Genomic DNA, 19,741 nt, shown 5'->3' on the forward strand with positions numbered 1-19,741 from the left:
GCGAGCAGGAAGAAGCCGGCCACGCGCAGGCTTAGCAGTTGTCCTAGCCCATACAGCGCAAGTAGTCCCCCATTAGGAGCCATGCCAGTAAAGACCAACTCGAGGGCTGAGGAACGATGCGTTCCGCATATCTTCGTTGGTGATTGGCACCTGGAAGGTCAACCAGGCGGATGCGAGGACGCAGATCGCCAGCCACGCGAAGATCAGCAAGCCAGCCGTCGCGATGACAATGCTCATGAGCTTTTCAGCCTGAGTTAGCAGGGCCTGCTTGGGCATATCGGAAGAGGGTATTTCTGTGGACATTGGTAGATCCCTTTTTCAATGACAAAGCCCGCGAGCTGATCAGGCTTGCGAGCTTCTAGTGTGGGAGGATGGATTACTTCTTGGCGTCGATGAACGGCAGGGTTCCGCCTGGAAGTACAGTGGTAGGCAGTACGCCGTTCCAGCGCTCGGCTTTGGTAAGCTCGACCAGACCGGGGTTGCTGCCCAGGGCGCGGGCGCGGGCGTCGATGGCTTTTGCTTCCGCTTCACCGCGCAGCTGGATGCTTTCCGCTTCGGCACGTGCGGCGGCCAGTGCCGAATCCGCGGTAGCCTGGGCCTGGGTGACGACAATCCGCGCCTGGATCTGCTCAGTGGCCAGTTGCTGCTCACGAGTCTTCACGGCAACCTCAGCGCGCATGCGTTCTTCGATCGACTTCTCGTAGGCGTCACTGAAGTCGATGTTCTCGACTTGCACACTGTCGATCACCACCGGCCCACTGATTGCGCCCTTGATTGCGGCGGCGATATCGGCAACCAGCTTGCCGCGTTGCTGTACCGCGTTGACGGCGGTGTACTGACCGAAGACGTTTTCTACCTGTGTCGGGACATGGCGGCTGATCGCCCTTGTCAGCAGGCCTTCCAGATCGGCGTAGCCCTTGTAGACATCCGCGACCTCGCCTGCCGGCACGTGCCAGCTGACCGAGACCGACAGCGTTGCAGCCTGCTGGTCACGGCTGTACGCCTGCAAACCGTCCCACTTGGTGGCGTTGTTCTGTATCGAGATCGCTTTGGCGCTGTCGATGAAGGGGATTTTCCAATGCAGCCCAGGATCTGCCACCTCCATAAAGGCACCGTTGCGCAGGACGACTGCGCGCTCTTTCTCGTCGACGGTATAAAACGAACCCAGCAGCAGACCCACACCAATAACGGCCACAACGGCAATCGAGCCGAGAGCCAGGGGAGATCTGGAAGAGGATGAGAAATTGTTGAATTGCATACTGATGATCCTTGGTGGTTGGTCGGCGGATAGTTTGTTAGGTATTGGCTGAAGGATGTCCCGATTTCAGGCGGTTTTATCGCCTGAAAGCGGGCTATGCTGTTTGCGGTTGTGCGGTGTTTTTCTCCTCGGTTTCGGTCGAGTTGCATTGGCCACGCTATAGGCATGGCTGAAAAACCCAAGTCACCTCGATACGGCCGTCTACCTGGCTGATTGAGTCGTAGGGGCTGACAGCGCGAAAAAAAAGGCGACACAAATGGTCGCCTGAGTTCTATGGGCCTCCGTTTAGAGGCTCTTCAACACACCCCAGTGAACTGGACGGCGATCCGCCTTTTCCAGTGCCTCCGCTGCTACCGAGGCTTGCTCGTGCGAACTCCACACGCTGTCGGAGCAACGCTCAACTCCGTGCTCTTGGTCTCGGAAAATCAGGTCAAAGGTCGGAGCCTCATACTGGTCAGAGATATCCCGCACTACAAAGCGCTCGTGCTCGAGGTGATGTGTCTGTAGTGGTCTACTAACCCCGGACACCTTTTTAGGCGAGAATGCTCGCCATACAGAGGTGTTCGATGAGCAGACAACGACGTACTTTCACCCCGACTTTCAAGCGTGAGGCTGCCAGCCTGGTGCTCGACCAGGGCTACAGTTGTCCCGAGGCCGCCAGATCTCTCGATGTAGGTGAGAGCTTATTGCGCCGCTGGGTTACCCAGTTGCAGCTGGAGCGCGGGGGCGTTACGCCCACTGCCAAGGCGCTCACGCCGGAGCAGCAGACCATTCAGGAGCTTCAGGCCCGTATCAACCGGCTGGAGCTTGAGAAGAAAATATTAAAGGAGGCCACTGCGCTCTTGATGGCCGAGGAACACGGGCGCAGACGTTGAAGTCGATTCGGCAGTTGGCAAAGCACTACCCTGTTCAACTGTTGTGTTCAGTCTTCGAGCTACCCCGGTCTTGTTATTACGCCCACTTGGCCCGGCGGCGTCATATCGATGTCCGCCGAGTGAACCTACGCAGTCGTGTCAACGAGCTGTTCAACCAAAGTCGTGGCTCAGCGGGCAGTCGCAGTCTGGTTGCCATGCTGCGGGATGAAGGCGTTAACGTCGGGCGTTTCAGAGTCAGAAGATTGATGAAGGAACAAGGACTGATCAGCAAACAGCCCGGCTCTCATGCGTACAAGAAGGCCACGGTCGAGCGCCCCGACATTCCCAATGTGCTTGATCGCAAGTTCACCGTGGCTGCGCCAAACAAGGTCTGGTGTGGCGACATCACGTATATCTGGGCAGAGGGTCGATGGAGCTATCTGGCGGTGGTCTTGGACTTGTGCAGCCGCAGAGTGGTGGGTTGGGCGATGTCCGCCAAGCCTGATGCGGAACTGGTCGTCAAAGCGCTCGACAGGGCTTACGAGATGCGTGGCAGACCACAAGGCGTGCTGTTTCACAGCGACCAGGGCAGCCAATATGGCAGCCGTAGCTTCCGCCAGCGGCTCTGGCGCTATCGGATGACCCAGAGCATGAGCCGAAGGGGAAATTGTTACGACAATTCGCCCATGGAGCGGCTGTTTCGTAGCCTGAAAACGGAGTGGGTGCCGACAGTGGGTTACATGACGACAGCGTTGGCCGAGCAGGACATCGGCCGTTACCTCATGCAGCGGTACAACTGGATAAGGCCGCATCAGCACAACGGCTTCGTACCGCCGGCGGTGGCGGAAGAAAAACTCAATTCTGTGTCCGGGAATTGTTGACCACTACAAACAGTATTGGCCAATACTCAAGGCCAGGTTGATGGCCGGTGAATACCATCCTCAAGCAGTGCGAGCGGTTGAAATTCCCAAACCGCAGGGCGGCACACGGCAACTGGGAATCCCCAGCGTCGTAGATCGCCTGATCCAGCAAGCCCTGCAGCAACAGCTTACGCCAATCTTCGATCCACTGTTTTCGGACTACAGCTACGGCTTTCGTCCGGGCAGAAGCGCTCACCAAGCCGTCGGGATGGCCCGCGCTCATGTGGCGTCGGGGTATCGCTGGTGCGTGGAACTCGACCTTGAGAAGTTCTTTGATCGGGTCAACCACGACATCCTGATGGCCTGCATCGAGCGCCGTATTGAAGACAAGGGCGCGCTCAGGCTGATCCGTCGCTACCTCGAAGCCGGTGTCATGTCGGGCGGTATCGTCAGCCAGCGGCAGGAAGGGACGCCGCAAGGCGGCCCGCTCTCGCCGTTGTTGTCGAATATCCTGCTCGACGAACTCGATCGCGAGCTGGAGCGTCGGGGCCATCGCTTCGTGCGCTACGCCGATGATGCGAACATTTATGTCCGCACTCCTCGGTCTGGTGAGCGGGTGCTGGCCAGCGTCGAGCGCTTTCTGTGCCAACGTTTGAAATTGACGGTGAACCGGAAGAAGAGCCAAGTGGCAGAGGCTTGGAAGTGTGACTATTTGGGCTACGGGATGAGCATGCACCAGCAACCAAGGCTGCGCGTGGCAACGATGAGCCTGGGGCGCTTACGCGACCGACTCAGAATATTGCTGCGCAGTGTAAGGGCCCGCAAAGTGGCGACTGTCATCGAGCGAATCAACCCTGTCCTGCGAGGCTGGGCTGGCTATTTCAAGCTCAGCCAGAGCAAACGCCCACTTGAGAAAATGGACGGCTGGGTCAGGCACAAACTTCGCTGCGTCATCTGGCGCCAATGGAAACGGCCCTCAACGAGGGCGCGCAACCTGATGCGCCTGGGCTTGAGCGAGGAACGTGCCTATAAATCGGCCTTCAATGGCCGAGGCCCGTGGTGGAATTCGGGGGCATCTCACGTGAATCAGGCGCTACCGAAGAAACTATGGGCTAGACTCGGACTGGTCTCGATACTGGATACAATTAACCGGCTTAGCCGCATAACCTGAACCGCCGTGTACGGAACCGTACGCACGGTGGTGTGAGAGGACGGCGGCTGTGAAGCCGCCTCCTACTCGATTTCGCCATCTTGTTAAAGGGCATCGGTTTGGTATCATCGCAGGCATAGAGCGGACCTCAGGTCGAGCTCTCAAGAACCCCTCCAGCACAGAGCCCTCTGTGCTTAGAACTTAGCGCCATGCATGAGCATGTCCGCCAAGGCCTGAAACGTGTATGCGTTCAGGCAGTGTTCTCATCATGTATGTGATGAGTCACAAAAAGCAGAGCCACGCTTTCAAACCGGCTTAAAAATAGCACTCAAATTATCGACATCCAGGCAACTGGATATTGGTTTTTCTGCGTGCATAAAAAACCCGCAGCGGGGAGATTACTTCCCGCCAGGGTGGTTCTCCGTCTGCATCTTTTGCTAACGGAGAACACCATGAAAACTCTCATCGTCCTTACCGCTCTTGTTGTTGGTGGCATTCAACTTGGCTTCAAGGCGTTCGATGCAGGCATTGAAACTGCTCAGCAGTCTCACACCGCAGAAATGATCAAGGCACGTCACGCGCTTTGATTCAATAAGGCTCTTGGCAAAAAGCTTTCGGTTTTACTGGAAGTCTTTGCTTCGTAAGAGGTCGTCCCGATGTTTCATGTAAACGCAATTGACGCTGTTCGCAGCGCATCATCGTTGGCAGAAAAATCGAACTTTGCCTATGCGATTTATTCGCAGGCAAATGGCTTTATTGTTGTTCTTCTAACCCAGCCGAACGGCTCGGAGTTGGAAATAATTAAACCCTGACGGGGAATCCCGTTGGGACTCCTCGTCTTTTTGAGGAGTAAAAAAGATGTACAAGAAAATACTATTCGACTGGATTAAGGCTTCACTTATGGGCGTTGGCTGTAGCTTGTTGGCAGCCGCTTTTGTTTCCATCGTTACACCAGGGACGCATCCGCTTGTCGTATCGTTCTGTCTGGTGCTTGGCGTGGTAATGATGATCGCCGATTTGGTGGTATCCTTGATTACAGCGATGAGCAATCCGAAAGGAGAATGAAATGGACTCGATGCAGATGCTTGTTTACGCAATCGTAGGCGTTGTCGGTGCTTTGGCCCTAACCGGCGTGATCGGTTATGTGGTCGCTGACCGTCTCGACAAGAAGCACGGCACGAACATCAAGGCCCACTGAGCCTTCCCTCAGGGGTTGGCCCAGTGAACGGATTCAAGTCTAGCTTCGGCTAGACCGCTGCGTGGTCACCCTCCGTGGGTGATCCACCAGAGCCCTTCCGTGTGAAGGGCTCTGGGGATCACCCACACCTGGAGAGTTGAACATGACCGCAGCAAACGCACTATTCTGCCAAGAACTCAAAGAACTGATGGTCGAATCTGGACGGGTGTTCAAAGTCCCCGAGCAGATCGCCAGAACTGTTTCGTCCTCCGATCCGGATACCCGGTTCGTTAAATCATGGGCGGTGATTCATCGCTTGATCCCGAGTGATGGCCAGGTCTTAGTAGTGCCTGAGGCATGATCAAAAACACAGCGAGCCCCGGCCGGTGACCCCACCAGCCGGGGCTTTGCTTTTTCAGGCGATTTTGTTGCCTGAAACCGCGCCATCATTTCTCACCCTTCCCATAGCATCGAAGCATCCCCATTTTTGGACATGCGATCGATGCGACAACCACTCAAAATAACGCTGAGACGGCTGGTCAACGTGACCGTGATCGGCCTGTATCTCAACAGCATGACCTTCAACGCCTGGGCCGACGCTGTGACCGCTGGGTCTTCGGCCGGGCAATCTGTAGGCCAGCAGGTACTTCAGGTGTTCGATGGCGGGGACGCCTCGGTCACGCTTCAGGACCTGTTCCCTGAAACTGGAGACACTGCCTCGCTCGAGAACGTCTACGGCGACGATGTGAAGACGATCGATCTCGGGTTGCGAGCAAACACCCGTCTTCAGGCGGAATCGTCCTCGGAGGGAGAGGCATACCGAACCCTGATCGACAGCGGCAACCGCATGTCCGTAGACCTCTCCAACGACCCTATGCTCAATCAGGCTGATAAGGTTCGCTCCCCTGACTTCATGGATGGGTTTAAGCAGAACTTTGCGGACTGCACCTCTACCGAAGTTTTTGAGAACGTGACGAAAAACGCCCATGTTGCCAATTACAAAACATGTGAGCGCGTCGTGGATCAAGGCGGAAATGTCGAGTTCCTGCATGACTACAAGGTAGGTGTAATCGAATACGTTTCTGGGCAGCCAAACTTTCAGTCATGCGGCCGCGGCTGCTTGTATATCTGGGTCGGCACGGTAGGGGACAACTACTGGAGCGGGAACTGCAAAATCTATGAGGAGTACACCCGATTCCGCGTGATAGCCAAGGACGCCATCATTTCAGCAACCATCGACAGGGCTGTTTTCGACGACTATTTCCAAATCCTTTTCAATGACGAAATGCTTTGGACGCACACACCTGGTGTCTTCCCGCCGGAAACGGCTGGAAGCTGTGAACGCGGAACAAGCTGGAACGTAGCTCCGAACAAGGTGATCACTGACAAGTTCGGTAGTGATGATGACGTGATCACGTTCAAAACCCGCACCTCGGTTACCGGTGGTGGTGAGGGTTACGCCCGCATCAAGATCATTTATGACCCGGCAAAGGCGTTTGTCGATAATGGTTGGGGGCCGGAAGAGCGCCTGCCCATGTTCGACATGATCGAGGATGGGTTCTGCACCAACGCTCAGATGTCGTGCACGTCTATGCCGGCGGTGGACGCCAATGGCTGTACGGAAACCAATGGCGTTCGGATCTGCCGCTCTGACATGCCGCCATCCCCGCACCCGAGCATCGATCCACTCTGCAAGAAAGCCCAGGTAAGCGCCGAGTGTTCCTACTACAAGGGGAGTATGGATTGCTACACGGACGCCCAGGGTGTGCAGCGGTGCCCCTCAAATGATGGCGGTAACCTGAATACCTGCACCCAGTACGAGCAGAACCCCAGCTGCGGTTTTATCTCTCAAGGTTGTATTGATGGCGCAAAAGGCGAGACAGGCTCTTGCTATGCCTTCGAGGAGGTCTGGGACTGCGGTTATGACACCAGCTACGAAACTATCGTGAACACTGGGGCCCAAATCGAATGCCCTGGTGGGGCGCGCTGCATGGGCAGTGAGTGTTTCGACTCGTCGAACACGAAAAGCGGCGATTTTGCCTATGCGGTGGCCATGCTTCAGGTTGCTCAGTTTGCTGAGCACGACCTGGACTGCGGTGGTGATGGTACCGATATCAACGAGGCCAATGACTGCAAGGTGTTCAAAGGCGAGGCTATGGAGTGCAAGAAGGCGCTCGGGGGCTATGTTGACTGCTGCGAAGCGCCGGAAAGCGTAAGCATCTTCGACTATGTAAACCTGACCATGAACACTCTCAAGATGACCAGCTCACTTGAGGCATTGAGCAGGACAGGAAATCTCTTTGCGCCGGGATACTGGGCCGCGGGCACTGAAGCTGCCATGTCTGTCGGCTCCTCGGTTATCAAGGGCCAGTGGGGCACCATTGTCGATAGCGCCACTGCTGCGTTCAATGAGGGATTCCAAGGTGCAGCGATGGGACAGATTCAGCAATGGCTGATGCAGCAGGCCTATGATGCAATGGTTGAAATGGGGGCCTCTGCTGCTGCAAATGCGGTATTCGCTACAGGTGCAGAAGGCACCGCGACCCAGGGTACTGTTACTGGACTAAGCGCCAACGCTGCGATGGTAGTTAATATCATCGGCTGGGTTTATATGGTCTATGTGATTGTGGATCTGCTGATCAACATTATTTGGGAGTGCGAGCAGAAGGAGTTCGAGCTTGGTGCGAAAAAGGAAACCCGGCAATGCCACTTTGTTGGCAGCTACTGCGCATCCGAAGCACTTGGGTCATGCGTTGAAAAGCGAGAGGCCTATTGCTGCTTTGGCTCGGTTGTAGCGCGCATCATTCAAGAGTCAGCCCGTGAACAACTGGGGTTGGGATGGGGTGACGTAAAGTCGCCTACGTGCGAAGGAATTACGCCAGCTCAGATGGCGCAGATGGATTGGTCGCGTGTGGATCTGTCTGAGTGGATCGGCATGCTGAATCTTGCAGGGCGTCTTCCTACCGCTAATACAGTTTCCCTGGAGGATATTACCGGGAGTGGTAGTAAACTTCAGACAACAGATGGAGAAAAGCGTCTGAACACATTAGATAGAAACCTACAGAGGCTTGAGAATTTCGATGTAGACGCGGTAAAGAGAAAGGCAGAGGAAGGGCTGCGATAAAACAAGCCCCGCGCTGGCGGGGCTTTTTTTATGTGCGCCCAGCATGGGCGCAATCTTGTGGGTGAAAGTCCCGCCGTAAGCTGACCACAGCGAACGAAGTGAAGCGCAACTGCATGAGGGCGACCGAGTGTGGGGAGGAAGCGTGAATCGAAACCGCGAGCCGATGTACAAGAACCGGATACAAGGCGAAGCCGACCAGGGCGAGCGGGCATAAAACCGCGAAGCTCTTGTGGTCAAGGGACAATACGTTCACAAGTACACTCGCCACCCTAGGGATGGTGAAGCATCCACGAGCGGTACTAGAATTTTCAGCTTTTCGGTGCCGCCGCACGAATTCAAGGGGCAAGCATGGATTACGAACAACTGCCGAGGGCCGCCTTGGTCCGTATGCTGCAGGAGCATGATGCGGCGCTTGCCGATGCTGGCAAGAATGGCATCGTTATGAGTTACACCGGGCGGGCTGCTCCCTGGCAGATCATCCGCCAGGTCAAGCCGAAGCTGCATCGTATTATCAAGAAAGTATCCTTTGGAGAGGAAACCGCCCAGTCAGAGAATGAGATCTGGGACGGTGAAAACCTTTCTGCGATGGTCACGCTCTATAAATATCGTGGTCAAGTTGATCTTGTAGTAACAGACCCGCCGTACAACACCGGCGAGGACTTCCGCTATAACGACAAGTGGGACAAGGATCCAAACGATCCAGATCTCGGCGATGTAGTTCCTAAAGATGATGGGTCCAAGCACAGCAAATGGTTGCGCTTCATGACACCCAGAATCTGGATGATGCGTGAGATGCTAACCCCAGGCGGGGTTATGGCTATCTGTATTGATCATAGGGAACTATTTAGACTTGGCATGCTCATGGACGAAATCTTCGGCGAAGAGAATCGCATTGGCATAATCAATTGGCAGAAAAGCTATTCACCTCGCAGTGATAATAAGGGGGCGGCGGCGAAAACTGAGTGCAACACCTGACCTTTCCGGTACGGTGCTGTCCCTATGTCTTATTCCGAACTCAGCGTTGAAGAGCGCGCCACCATTCAAATCGGTCATGCCCAAGGTTTCAGCCTGCGCGGGATTGCCTGCTTGATCAACCGATCCCCTTCGACCATCAGCCGGGAGCTGCGCCGCAATCGAGATGCCTGTCGCGGCTACTCGGCCCGCGTGGCCCAGCAGCAGATGCAGGCCCGCCGTCAGGTGTGTCGACCGAAGCAAAAGCTGTTGCCGGGTAGCGAGCGCTTCGAATTGGTGGCGCATATGCTGCGTGAGCGTTTGTCTCCCGAGCAGATTGCCGGCAAGCTGCGCAGCATGAATATTCCCAGCCTCAGAGATGCCTACGTCTGTCGCGAGACGATCTATAACGCGATCTATGCCTTGCCAGTCGGCGAGCTGCGTAAAGAGCTGATCATCTGCCTGCGCCAAAGCAAGACGATGCGCAGGCCGCGCTCTGGCGGCGTGGATCGGCGCGGTCAGATCCCTGAGAGGGTCAGTATTCATGTACGTCCGCCGGAGATCGAAGACCGACTGATGCCAGGGCATTGGGAAGGCGACCTGATCAAGGGCAAGGCCAACGCCTCGTCTGTAGGTACGCTGGTGGAGCGCACCAGTGGCTACCTGATGCTGGTGAAGATGAACGACGCGACGGCGACCTCGGCGATGGAAGGCTTCAGTGCAGCGCTCAATGGCATGCCGCTGGCGATGCGCAAGAGCATGACCTACGACCAGGGCCGAGAGATGGCGCGGCATGCTGAAATCACCCAGCAGACCGGGGTGGCGATTTACTTCTGCGACCCGCACAGCCCTTGGCAGCGCGGCAGTAACGAAAACATCAATGGCCTGATCCGCCAGTACCTGCCCAAAGGCACGGACTTGTCGGTGCATAGCCAGGAGGAACTGGATGCCATCGCACTGCAACTGAACATGCGCCCCCGTAAGCGCTTCGACTTCAAGTGTCCGATCGAGGTTATGGACGAGGTGATGCAGGAAGCTATGGCTATGCGGCATGATGCTCCAGCTTCAATTCAATAACCGTGTTGCACTCAGCTCCTGTAACCGCCCACTTTAATGTCAGGAAGCTTAAGCTCTGTTAGTGTTTTGGCTATTCTCTCTCCTCTTGGAAGACTGGTTGAAAGAGCCAGGAATATTTCCAATAACCCATTAAGTCAATCCCTCTACACTGGGCGCACCGATGAGTTTGGCCAAATAGAGTTTGCTTTACGAATGATGCAAGCTGAAACAGGCGCCATAGTAGGTCGCATAGGTGATGCATCAAATCGGCTTAGCGAACACACCCGAGGCCTACTAAAGGATATTGAGTCAAGCAATGTACTTACAGTTGAGCAGCAGGCAGAGACAGATCAAATAGCAACGGCAGTAAACCAAATGGCGGCAAGCATTCAAGAGGTTGCGAGCAATGCACAGCATGCTGCAGATGCGGCCGGAAGAGCAGACACTGAGACGGCATCTGGCCAGCGTCTGGTAGCCCACACAAGCCAGTCAATCACTGCCCTTGAAGGTGAAATTAGGCAAGCCGCTCAGGTTATTCATGAGCTTGAAGGTCAAAGTAACGAGATATCAAAAGTTCTTGACGTTATACGAGGGATCGCCGAGCAAACGAATTTGTTGGCACTCAACGCAGCAATTGAGGCCGCGCGTGCTGGTGAGCAGGGGCGTGGTTTTGCTGTTGTCGCCGATGAGGTTCGCAGTCTTGCTGCTCGCACACAGCAATCGACAACGGATATTCAAAGCATGATCAGCGCTCTACAAGAGCGAGCGCAATCCGCTGTTACAGTCATGGAGCAAAGTAGTCGGCAAGCGCACACGAGTGTAGCTCACGCAGAGGAAGCAGCTACAGCTCTTGATGGAATTGGCCAACGCGTTAACGAAATTACCGACATGAACGCGCAAATAGCGACTGCGGTCGAGCAGCAGGGAGCAGTAAGTGAAGACATAAACCGCAGTATTATCAATATACGCGATGCTGCTGATACCAATGTACAGACCGGGCAGAATAATTTGCAAAGGGCGAAATCTGTCGCTCAGTTAACTAGCGCTCTGAGCGAACTGGCAAAACAGTTTTGGGAAAAACGAGGATAACGCTTTTCAGTATCTCGACAGGGATAACTTACTTTACCATCGGTTATCCCTTTTAGCCGCACAAATTTTAGCCATGGCTTTTCAGGAAGTCAGGGCTATCAGAATGGCCTTAGAAAGCCTAGTCAAAGAGCTGTCACGAGAACACCGTTAGCTTAGCGTACGATTTTTTCCGAATTCTGCGGTTCCCCCGAGATGGGCCTGGACACGGGTGATAGATGCTGAATTAAGCCGTGTGACGGCAGGCTGTGCTGGGCTGCACGTCGGCATGGGCGTGCGTGGTCAGGACGCAAAAACACACTCGCCCGCAATGGCGGGCAAGTGTGTTTGCAGAGGGGGAGTGCGTTGTTGGTTATTGTTTGTTGCGACCGGCAATCACCACCAGGATCAGCGACGCCAGGATCAGGATCGAACTGATAGCGGCAATGGTCGGATCGATCTCGTCGCGCAGCGCCGTGAACATGCGCTTGGTCAGAGTCTGGTTGTCGCCGCCGGAGATGAACAGCGCCACCACAGTTTCATCCAGCGAGGTGATGAAGGCGAACAGTGTCGCCGAGACCACACTGGGCTTGATCTGCGGCAGGGTCACGGCCATGAAGGCGCGAAAGCGGTTCATGCCCAGGCTGCGCGCCACCATTTCCTGGGACATGTCGAAGTTACGCAGACCGGCCAGCAGCGCGATGATCACGTAGGGCAAGGCGAGCATGATGTGCGCCAGCACCAGGCCGGTCAGCGTGCTGATCAGGCCGACCCGGGCGTAAACGAAGAACACGCCGGCGGCGATCAGGATGATGGGCACCATCATCGGCAGCAGCAGGATGATCTGCAGCGTACGCACCACCTTCAGGCTGGAGTTGTTGATGGCGTAGGCGGCCGCCATACCAATCGGCAGGCTGATGGCCATGGTGAAAAATGCCGTGATCAGACTGACCCGCGCCGCCGACATCCACTCCACGCTGTTGAAGAACGCCTCGTACCAGTGGAAGGACCATTGCTTGGGAGGGAATTGCAGGAAGCGCGCCTCGGAGAACGACATGGGTACCACGATCAGCACCGGGATGATCAGGTACAGCAGGATCGCCGCGACCAGCACCGTGAACAGCACGTGGGACAGGCGAAGGTGACGCAGGTTGGCAAGCAGGTTCATTTAGCGCGCTCCCAGGATGCGTTCGATGGGGATGAAGCGATTGATGCCCCAGAAGATCAGGAACACCACAAACAGCAGCACCAGGCCGACTGCGCTGGCTGCGCCCCAGGCGTGATAGAGCTCGACGTTGCGTTGCACCAGCATCGACACCAGGATCGTGCGGCCACCGCCGAGCAGTTCCGGGGTGATGAAGAAGCCTAGGCAGATGACGAACACCAGGATGGAACCGGCCATGACCCCCGGCGCTGCCATCGGCAGGAAGACCCGGCGGAAGGTGTAGAAGGGTTTGGCGCCAAGGCTCTCGGACGCTTGCATGAGGTCCTGGGGGATTTTTTTCATCACCGAATACAGCGGCAGGACCATAAAGGGCAGCATGACGTGCAGGGTGCCGATTACCGTGCCAGTGGTGTTGTGCATCAGCGTCAGGGGTTGGTCGATGATGCCAAGGTCCATCAGCGTCTGATTGACCAGTCCGCGGCGTTGCAGGAGCACCAGCCAGGCATAGGCCCGCACCAGCACGCTGGTCCAGAACGGCAAGATCACGCAGATCAGAATCAGGTTGGCCCAGAAACCCTGCAGGCGCGAAGCGGCGTAGGCAATGGGGAAGCCCATGACGATCGACAGGATCGTCACCAGGAAACTGATCTTGAAGGTCAGGGCGAAGGTGTCCCAGTAAATGCTTTCCTGGAAAATCCGGATGTAGTTGGCCAGGGAAAACCCTTCCTCGGTCTGGACCGACTGAAAGGCCAGCCAGCACAGCGGCATGATCAACAGCACCACGACCATGACCAGCGCCGGGGTGAGCAGCAACAGCATGGAGGTGTGCTCCTTGCGTTCTTCACGGGCCAGGGCGTCTTCGCTGGTCATGGGCGGCTGGTGCTGCTGGTCGCTGGAGTCGGGCATGGATTTGGCGAGATAGGCGTTGGACATGATGACCTCTCGTCACTGCGCAGTGCTGGAGGGTATCCAGCACTGACGGGTAGCGCTGGCGGTGGCAGTCGTCCTGGCGGACAGCAGGGTGCGGTGCTCGGGTAATGTCATGTGAAGAACTCCCAATGGTGGGCAGGTACTTGAGGCGAGCGCGAGTTGTCTGCACAGGTCACTCTGCGGGTCCCTCAGGCCTAATGTACCGGGATGCCAACGAATGAAGTGGACGCAATTGACCGGTGCGCAAGCGCTTTATGTCGAAATCGCGGGGGCAGACGGCATGTCCTGCGCCGAGGCCTCTGGCCTGCGGCGCAGCAACGGCCGATGGCTATTTTTTCTGGACGAAGGACAACCAGCGTTCTTCGGCCTTGACCCCGGCTTCGGAGGCCCACCATTGCGCCGAGAGCAGGGCCTGGCGCGAGATGTTGCCGGGTGCGGAAGGCAGCTTGGCCTCGCGCTCGGCCGGGATTACCCCGGTCTTGAAGGCTTCGGGGTTGAGCGGGCCGTAGTCGATGATCATCGGCAACGCCGCTTGCAGTTTGGCATCGATGGCCTCGTTGACGAATTTCATGGCGGCCACCTTGTGCGGCGAGCCTTTGAGGACGCACAACGAGTTGGTTTCCAGCACACCCTGGTTGTAGTCGAATGCCACGGGTGCGCCGGCGGCCTGTACGGCGGTGATACGGCCGTTCCAGGCCTGGATCATGTCCACTTCGCCGTCGCTGATCAGCTGCGCCGACTGCCCGCCGGACGTCCACCAGGTGGCGATGTCGGGCTTGATCTGCTCAAGCTTGCGGAAGGCGCGATCGACGTCCAGCGGATAGAGCTTGTCCATCGGCACGCCATCGGCCAGCAGCGCGATTTCCAGGGTTGGACGTGGCAGGTTACGTAGGGAGCGCTGGCCCGGGTATTTTTTGGTGTCCCAGAAGTCGGCCCAGGTCTTGGGTACGTCCGCGCCTTTGAACGCGTCCGTGCGATACGCCAGCACCGTGGAGTAGCTGATGTAGCCGACGCTGTATTCGTCCTTGAGGCTGCCGGGTATTTGCGCGGCATTGGGAATCAGCGCAAGGTCGAGCTTCTCGAACAGCCCTTCGGCTTCGCCACGGATGCAGTCGCCAGTGGGCAGGTCCACCACGTCCCAGGTGACCTTGCCGCTCTCGACCTGGGTCTTGATGATCGGGTAGGCCTTGGGCGAGCTGTCCTGTTTGAGCGTCAGACCGAGCTTTTTCGCCGCAGGCTCCAGGATCGCCTTGCTCTGGGCTTCCTGATAAGCACCGCCCTGGGATACGAACGTGATGTCCTCGGCCATGGCCTGGGTGGCGCTACCGATGAACAGGGCCAGACTCGCGAGTTGGAAAGCTGTAGTGCGCAATGTGCTCATGGAAAGACTCCGAATGGTTGGCAGATTTTCTTGGGCGAGCTGTAGGTTTTGTTGTCGGTCGCTCTGCGGGACCATGGAGGTCTAATGTACCGGCTTGTCCGTGAACGAAGCGGCTACAAATGCGCGGATGAAAAGTGGTTTATTGCGAAAATGCGAACGGGCACAGTATTTCGTGCGTCGGGTGCGGGCTTGCGCGCCTGTCGCGAGCAGCCCCGAAGCCCCCGGTAGGAGCGAGCATGCTCGCGATGGCGGTGTGTTGGGTGAGTCATAGCCAAGTCATTCAGCCCACCGTCATCCGCCTCACCACGCGCCGAATCATCGGCGCCGCCAGCACCACCACCGGCAACATCGATACCCACGACAGCGCCCACGCGTTCAACCAGCGGCCGGCAAAGGCCAGGTCGAGCGCATGGGGTGTGGTGGCGATGGCGGCCGCGACCGCGCAGGTCAGGCCGGATTGAACGACGCCGAAAACGAAATGCTCATAACGGGCGGGGATTTTCATCGGGGGTTCTCGAGAAAGAGCGGGGGGGCGCGATGCCCGGCCGCTCGGGCACGATCAAGCCGGTTGCAGTTGCGCGATAGTCTCTTCGGTGGTCCACAGCCCGTGGGCGAGGAAGCGGTAATTGATGATGGCCGCCAGGTAGCCGTCGCCATCCGGCAGGCGCGGGCCGGCGGTGGCGTCGCGTACCACGACTATTTCAAAGCCCTGTTCGAGCAGTTCGCGCAGGTGTGATTCCACGCAAAGGTTGGCCGCCATGCCGGCGAGGATGATCTGCGACACGCCTTTCTTGCGCAATTGCAGCGCCAGGTCGTTGGTTTCCGGGCCGTAGACCTTGTGCGGCGAGGCGATGATGGTCTCGCCGTCGAGAATGTACGGCTTGTAGATCTCGAGGAAATCGGCGCCGGAGCCTTCGAAGTTTTCCAGGGTGTTCGGTCCCTTGCGATCGAACATGCAGATGCTGTGCATGACCTTTTCCAGCGGACCGCCAAAATGCCAGTCGTGGTCGTGCGGGTAGTAATAGTGTGGCGACACGGCCACGGGCAGGTCGTGAGCCTTGAAGGCCTTGAACAGTTTTTCCAGGTTTTCGACGGTGTTGTTCTCGACGATGCTCTCACCGAACACCGCCCAACTGGCGCCGGCAGGGCTGAGGAAGTCGTTCTGTGGGTCGATGACCACCAGGGCGGCTTTGCTCAGGTCGAGCTTGAAACCAGTGGCAGGCAGTGCGGGTTCGGCGGGGTCGGCGTACAGATGGCTCATGACGATTTACCTCTTGGGTGCTTGCGTGGATGAGACGTGAATGTTGCTTTATATAAATGACCAGTCGTCTTATTAATGAGGAAAAAAAACTCACTCCAATAGCCGAGGCAAGACCATCGATACGAAACGCTGCAGAGGTGCACCGTCGCGCAGGACCTTGCCGCGCATGACCGCACCTTCCCAGCCTTCGACGATGACACTGGCCAGCGCTTCGGCGTCGTGTGTTTCAGAGAGTTCGCGGCGCTGCTGCGCTTCACGCAGGCAGCTCGCGAGCAAACCTTCCCAGCGCGCCAGCACATCGGCCAGACGCTTGCGGGTTTGTTCGCTGCCATTGGACATTTCCAGGGACAGGTTGCCAATCAGGCAACCCAGGCTGTATTCATGCTCGCCGTGCTCGAGCACCAGGGCCTGGAAGAACTGGCCGATGCGCTCCAGCGGCTTGACCCGGGCGTCGTAGAAGATCGGCCCGTGGCGGGTTTCGATCGAGGTCCAGTATTCCTCGAGGATCTCTGCCGCGAAGTCTTCCTTGCTGGCGAAGTAGTTGTAGAAAGAGCCCTTGGGAATCTCGGCAGCGGCGGTGATGTCCTGGACGCCGCAGCCGTTGAAGCCACGGTTGTGAACCACCTGGCGGCCAATCGACAGCAAACGGGATCTGACTTCGAGGTTGACCGGGCGAGCCATGACAGAGACATCCAGTGATGAGAAAGTTTTAATAAACTAACTGGTCATCTATGTTTCGTCAACAGTCGAATTGACTGCCAATCAGTCCGCCTGCGCCATCTCGATGTACTCGAGCATCTTCTCGTTGCCATCGAGAATGTCACGGCAGATGGCCGCCCGTGCCGCCGCGCCATCGCGGCGCTTGAGTGCGTCGAGCACTTCCCAGTGATGGTCGATGGCCATGCGCTCGTTGAAGTTGCCATAGGCACGGGCGATCAGTGGGCCGGTGCGCATCCACAGGCTATCGAGCAAACCCGCCAGCACCGGCATGCGCGCGATGGTGGTCAGCGCGTAGTGAAATTGCTGATTGCACTTGAGAGCGGCTTGCAAGTCCTGGGCGTTGATCGCGGCGATGTTGTTTTCGATGCAGGCTTGCAGGTCTGCGAGTTCGCTGTCGGTCACCAGCGCGGCGGCCGTCTCCGCAGCCAGGCCTTCAAGCGCCAGGCGGATGCTGCGGATCTCGCCGTATTGCGCGGCGGTGAGGATGGGTACGCGGATGTCACGCGGGGTCTTGAGGATCAGCGCCTGTTCCTTGGCCAGTTGCAGGATCGCGTCGCGCACCGGTGTGACGCTGGTGCCCAGTTGTTCGGCCAGGTCGCGGATGCGCAGGCGGTCATCGGGCTGGAAACGCCCGGTGATCAGTGCCTCGCGCAGCAACTCGTAGATGCCACTGCCCAGGTAAGAGTGATTGAGGGTTTGAATAGGGTAGGGGTTGCTCATTGATCGCTCATCTGCGGCGGATGCCCGGCCCGAATGATGGAAGTTTCCGGCCGGGATTTCCAGATTATTTCAGACGTGCTGACCACCGTTGACATGAATCTCCGAACCGTTGATGTACGACGCGCCTCGGGTGCAGAGGAAATGCACCAGGGATGCGACTTCTTCCGGCTTGCCCAAGCGGTGCATGGGGATCTGCTGATCGACGATCAGTTCGGTCCCGGCAGACAGGATCGACGTCTCGATCTCACCCGGTGCAATCGCATTGACCCGCACACCGTGTGGCCCGAAATCATGGGCCATTTCCCGCGTCAGTGCGGCCAGTGCAGCTTTCGAGCAGGCGTAGGCGACCCCGGCAAACGGGTGCACCCTGGAACCTGCAATCGAGGTGACGTTGATCACCGAGCCTTGCGCCGCCTTGAGCTCATCGAACAGCCCTTGGGCCAGTAACGCCGTGGAAAACAGGTTGACGTTGAACACGCTGAGCCAGGTGGCGTAATCGGATTCCAGCACGCCCAATCGTGCGCCGGCTTCGCCTTTGGGTGAAATGCCGGCGTTGTTCACCAGGGCATCGAGGCGTCCGCCGAGTTTCTCCCGGATCAATGGCAGGCTGCGGCGCACTTCGTCGATGTCTTCCAGGTCCAGGTGGATGTGGTTCAACTCGCCTTCAGCCCAGGGGCAGCCTTCGGTCCAGTTCTGTCGCGAGGCCGTAAACACGCGCCAGCCCGCAGCGTTGAAGTGCTTCACCGTGGCATGGCCGATGCCACGGCTCGCACCGGTGAGGAGGAGGGTTCGTTGCTCGGTCATGCAGGCGCTCCTGAGGAAGGGGTGGAGTGGTGAGACTATACCAGTAAAAATTATGATGCATCATATTCTAAATATGTTACTAATGAGCTGCGCCTCGGAATCATCGCCGTGCGCCGGCCACCAGGTGCAAGACACCCGGCGCTGACCGAAATATTGCTGCCAAAAACAAAAAAACCACCTGCCATCCCTTAGCTGCCGCTCACGCACGTAGCGAATTCGGAGAGACGCATGAACAGCAAAATCGCAACTGTACTGATGCTTGGAATGATTGCCGGCCCTTTGAGCGCCGCTGAAAAACTGACCGTGGTGTCCTTCGGCGGCAACAACCGCCAGGCCCAGGAAAAAGCCTTCTACAAACCCTTCACCTCGGAAAAGAAAGTGGCGATCACGGCCGATGACTACAACGGCGAAATGGCCAAGATCCGGGTCATGGCCGACACCGGGAAAACCAGCTGGGACGTGGTCGAGGTCGAATCCCCCGAGCTGTTGCGCGGTTGTAGCGAAGGCCTGTTCGAGCCATTGGACTGGTCGCGCATCGGCAAGAAAGAAGATTTCATCCCGGCCGCCGTCAGCGATTGCGGGGTGGGTATCTTCATCTGGTCTACCGTTCTGACATACGACCCGAAAAAACTCGCCAGCGCGCCACAGGGCTGGGCGGATTTCTGGGACGTGAAGAAATACCCCGGCAAGCGCGGCCTGCGCCGTGGCGCCAAGTTCACCCTGGAGTTCGCCCTGTTGGCCGATGGCGTGGCCAAGGAAGATGTCTACACCTTGCTCGGCACCGAGGAGGGCGTGCAGCGGGCCTTCCGCAAACTGGATCAGATCAAGCCCGACATCCAGTGGTGGGAATCCGGCGCGCAGCCGTTGCAATGGCTGGCGGCAGGCGACGTGGTGATGACTTCGGCCTATAACGGGCGTGTCACCTCGGCGCAGGCGGAGGGACAATCGTTTGAAATGCAGTGGAATGGCAGCCTGTACGACCTGGATCACTGGGCCATCGTCAAAGGCTCGCCGAAGAAGGCCCTGGCGGAAAACTTCATCGCGTTTGCCAGTGCACCGGTTCAGCAGAAGCACTTTGTCGAGGCCATTCCTTATGGGCCAAGCAACACCAAAACCGTGGCACTGGTCGATGAGGCGGTGGGCAGCAAACTGCCGACTTCACCGGATAACCTGAAGAACGCCCGGGCCACGGATGCCGAGTTCTGGATCGACCACGGCGAAGACCTGGAAGAGCGTTTCATCGCTTGGGCCAACAAGTAATGCAA

Annotated in this window: 21 protein-coding genes; 11 read left to right on the forward strand and 10 right to left on the reverse strand. The window is 57.4% G+C overall.

Annotation, left to right across the window (positions count from 1 at the left end; genetic code table 11):
* Window positions 1–72: 72 nt before the first annotated feature.
* Together ACTORR_RS00105 and ACTORR_RS00110 are read right to left on the reverse strand one after the other, a co-directional pair.
* Complete coding sequence (locus ACTORR_RS00105; protein ID WP_441343406.1) at window positions 73–303, reverse strand: hypothetical protein; 231 nt, start codon at window positions 301–303, stop codon at window positions 73–75.
* Window positions 304–376: 73 nt separating this feature from the next.
* Window positions 377–1,258 carry a prohibitin family protein gene (locus ACTORR_RS00110; RefSeq protein ID WP_060763796.1) on the reverse strand — a complete coding sequence of 294 codons (882 nt, stop codon included), beginning with the start codon at window positions 1,256–1,258 and terminating at the stop codon, window positions 377–379.
* Between the two features lie 566 nt (window positions 1,259–1,824).
* On the opposite strand from ACTORR_RS00110, the gene ACTORR_RS00115 reads away from it, so the two are divergent.
* The 10 genes from ACTORR_RS00115 (at window position 1,825) to ACTORR_RS00160 (ending at window position 11,519) form a co-directional block, all read left to right on the forward strand.
* A protein-coding gene (locus ACTORR_RS00115) for an IS3 family transposase (protein WP_441343407.1) occupies window positions 1,825–2,993 on the forward strand; the annotation gives its coding sequence in 2 pieces (ribosomal slippage) (window positions 1,825–2,086 and window positions 2,086–2,993; 1,170 coding nt in all).
* Window positions 2,971–4,143, forward strand: coding sequence for a group II intron reverse transcriptase/maturase (ltrA, locus tag ACTORR_RS00120; protein WP_441344112.1), 1,173 nt, complete (start codon window positions 2,971–2,973; stop codon window positions 4,141–4,143). The genes ACTORR_RS00115 and ltrA overlap by 23 nt, the downstream gene beginning before the upstream one ends.
* Before the next feature lie 431 nt (window positions 4,144–4,574).
* Window positions 4,575–4,709, forward strand: a complete 135-nt coding sequence (locus ACTORR_RS00125) for a hypothetical protein (RefSeq protein WP_262384244.1) — start codon at window positions 4,575–4,577, stop codon at window positions 4,707–4,709.
* 271 nt (window positions 4,710–4,980) lie between these two features.
* Window positions 4,981–5,187: a hypothetical protein gene (locus tag ACTORR_RS00130; protein ID WP_011077965.1), complete on the forward strand. Its 207-nt coding sequence runs from the start codon at window positions 4,981–4,983 to the stop codon at window positions 5,185–5,187.
* A 1-nt stretch (window position 5,188) separates the two neighbouring features.
* Window positions 5,189–5,320: a hypothetical protein gene (locus tag ACTORR_RS00135; protein WP_255311629.1), complete on the forward strand. Its 132-nt coding sequence runs from the start codon at window positions 5,189–5,191 to the stop codon at window positions 5,318–5,320.
* A gap of 142 nt (window positions 5,321–5,462) precedes the next feature.
* Window positions 5,463–5,660 (forward strand): hypothetical protein, encoded by a 198-nt coding sequence (locus ACTORR_RS00140; RefSeq protein ID WP_013100883.1) that lies wholly within the window; start codon window positions 5,463–5,465, stop codon window positions 5,658–5,660.
* A 141-nt stretch (window positions 5,661–5,801) separates the two neighbouring features.
* Window positions 5,802–8,423 carry a conjugal transfer mating pair stabilization protein TraN gene (gene traN, locus ACTORR_RS00145; protein ID WP_441343408.1) on the forward strand — a complete coding sequence of 874 codons (2,622 nt, stop codon included), beginning with the start codon at window positions 5,802–5,804 and terminating at the stop codon, window positions 8,421–8,423.
* A gap of 348 nt (window positions 8,424–8,771) precedes the next feature.
* On the forward strand, window positions 8,772–9,398 hold the full coding sequence (locus tag ACTORR_RS00150) for a DNA methyltransferase (RefSeq protein WP_003465024.1): 627 nt from the start codon (window positions 8,772–8,774) through the stop codon (window positions 9,396–9,398).
* A gap of 24 nt (window positions 9,399–9,422) precedes the next feature.
* Window positions 9,423–10,451 carry an IS30 family transposase gene (locus ACTORR_RS00155; protein ID WP_441343409.1) on the forward strand — a complete coding sequence of 343 codons (1,029 nt, stop codon included), beginning with the start codon at window positions 9,423–9,425 and terminating at the stop codon, window positions 10,449–10,451.
* Window positions 10,452–10,487: 36 nt separating this feature from the next.
* Window positions 10,488–11,519 carry a methyl-accepting chemotaxis protein gene (locus ACTORR_RS00160; RefSeq protein ID WP_075723273.1) on the forward strand — a complete coding sequence of 344 codons (1,032 nt, stop codon included), beginning with the start codon at window positions 10,488–10,490 and terminating at the stop codon, window positions 11,517–11,519.
* Window positions 11,520–11,868: 349 nt separating this feature from the next.
* Here ACTORR_RS00160 and ACTORR_RS00165 read toward each other — a convergent pair whose 3' ends face one another.
* The 8 genes from ACTORR_RS00165 to ACTORR_RS00200 all read right to left on the reverse strand — a co-directional run bounded on the left by ACTORR_RS00165 (window position 11,869) and on the right by ACTORR_RS00200 (window position 18,476).
* Window positions 11,869–12,663 carry an ABC transporter permease gene (locus ACTORR_RS00165; protein ID WP_003465028.1) on the reverse strand — a complete coding sequence of 265 codons (795 nt, stop codon included), beginning with the start codon at window positions 12,661–12,663 and terminating at the stop codon, window positions 11,869–11,871.
* The gene (locus tag ACTORR_RS00170; protein WP_003465031.1) at window positions 12,664–13,593 is read right to left on the reverse strand and encodes an ABC transporter permease; all 930 of its coding nucleotides are present in this window, start codon (window positions 13,591–13,593) and stop codon (window positions 12,664–12,666) included. It lies immediately after the preceding gene.
* A 325-nt stretch (window positions 13,594–13,918) separates the two neighbouring features.
* Window positions 13,919–14,971, reverse strand: coding sequence for an ABC transporter substrate-binding protein (locus tag ACTORR_RS00175; protein ID WP_441343410.1), 1,053 nt, complete (start codon window positions 14,969–14,971; stop codon window positions 13,919–13,921).
* Between the two features lie 280 nt (window positions 14,972–15,251).
* Complete coding sequence (locus ACTORR_RS00180) at window positions 15,252–15,476, reverse strand: DUF2798 domain-containing protein (protein WP_003465037.1); 225 nt, start codon at window positions 15,474–15,476, stop codon at window positions 15,252–15,254.
* Window positions 15,477–15,530: 54 nt separating this feature from the next.
* On the reverse strand, window positions 15,531–16,232 hold the full coding sequence (locus tag ACTORR_RS00185) for a cysteine hydrolase family protein (protein WP_003465039.1): 702 nt from the start codon (window positions 16,230–16,232) through the stop codon (window positions 15,531–15,533).
* A 90-nt stretch (window positions 16,233–16,322) separates the two neighbouring features.
* The gene (locus tag ACTORR_RS00190; protein WP_003465041.1) at window positions 16,323–16,913 is read right to left on the reverse strand and encodes a TetR/AcrR family transcriptional regulator; all 591 of its coding nucleotides are present in this window, start codon (window positions 16,911–16,913) and stop codon (window positions 16,323–16,325) included.
* Window positions 16,914–16,994: 81 nt separating this feature from the next.
* Window positions 16,995–17,672, reverse strand: a complete 678-nt coding sequence (locus ACTORR_RS00195) for a GntR family transcriptional regulator (protein ID WP_016487046.1) — start codon at window positions 17,670–17,672, stop codon at window positions 16,995–16,997.
* 69 nt (window positions 17,673–17,741) lie between these two features.
* Window positions 17,742–18,476: an SDR family NAD(P)-dependent oxidoreductase gene (locus ACTORR_RS00200; protein WP_016487047.1), complete on the reverse strand. Its 735-nt coding sequence runs from the start codon at window positions 18,474–18,476 to the stop codon at window positions 17,742–17,744.
* Between the two features lie 228 nt (window positions 18,477–18,704).
* Between ACTORR_RS00200 and ACTORR_RS00205 the strand changes: the two genes are divergently transcribed.
* Entirely contained in the window at window positions 18,705–19,736 is a 1,032-nt protein-coding gene (locus ACTORR_RS00205; RefSeq protein ID WP_060501537.1) for an ABC transporter substrate-binding protein, read from the forward strand.
* Window positions 19,737–19,741 lie beyond the last annotated feature (5 nt).

Origin of the sequence: Pseudomonas sp. SAR267, assembly GCF_052077595.1 — a bacterium.
In the GTDB taxonomy this organism is placed as follows: Bacteria; Pseudomonadota; Gammaproteobacteria; order Pseudomonadales; family Pseudomonadaceae; genus Aquipseudomonas; species Aquipseudomonas vlassakiae.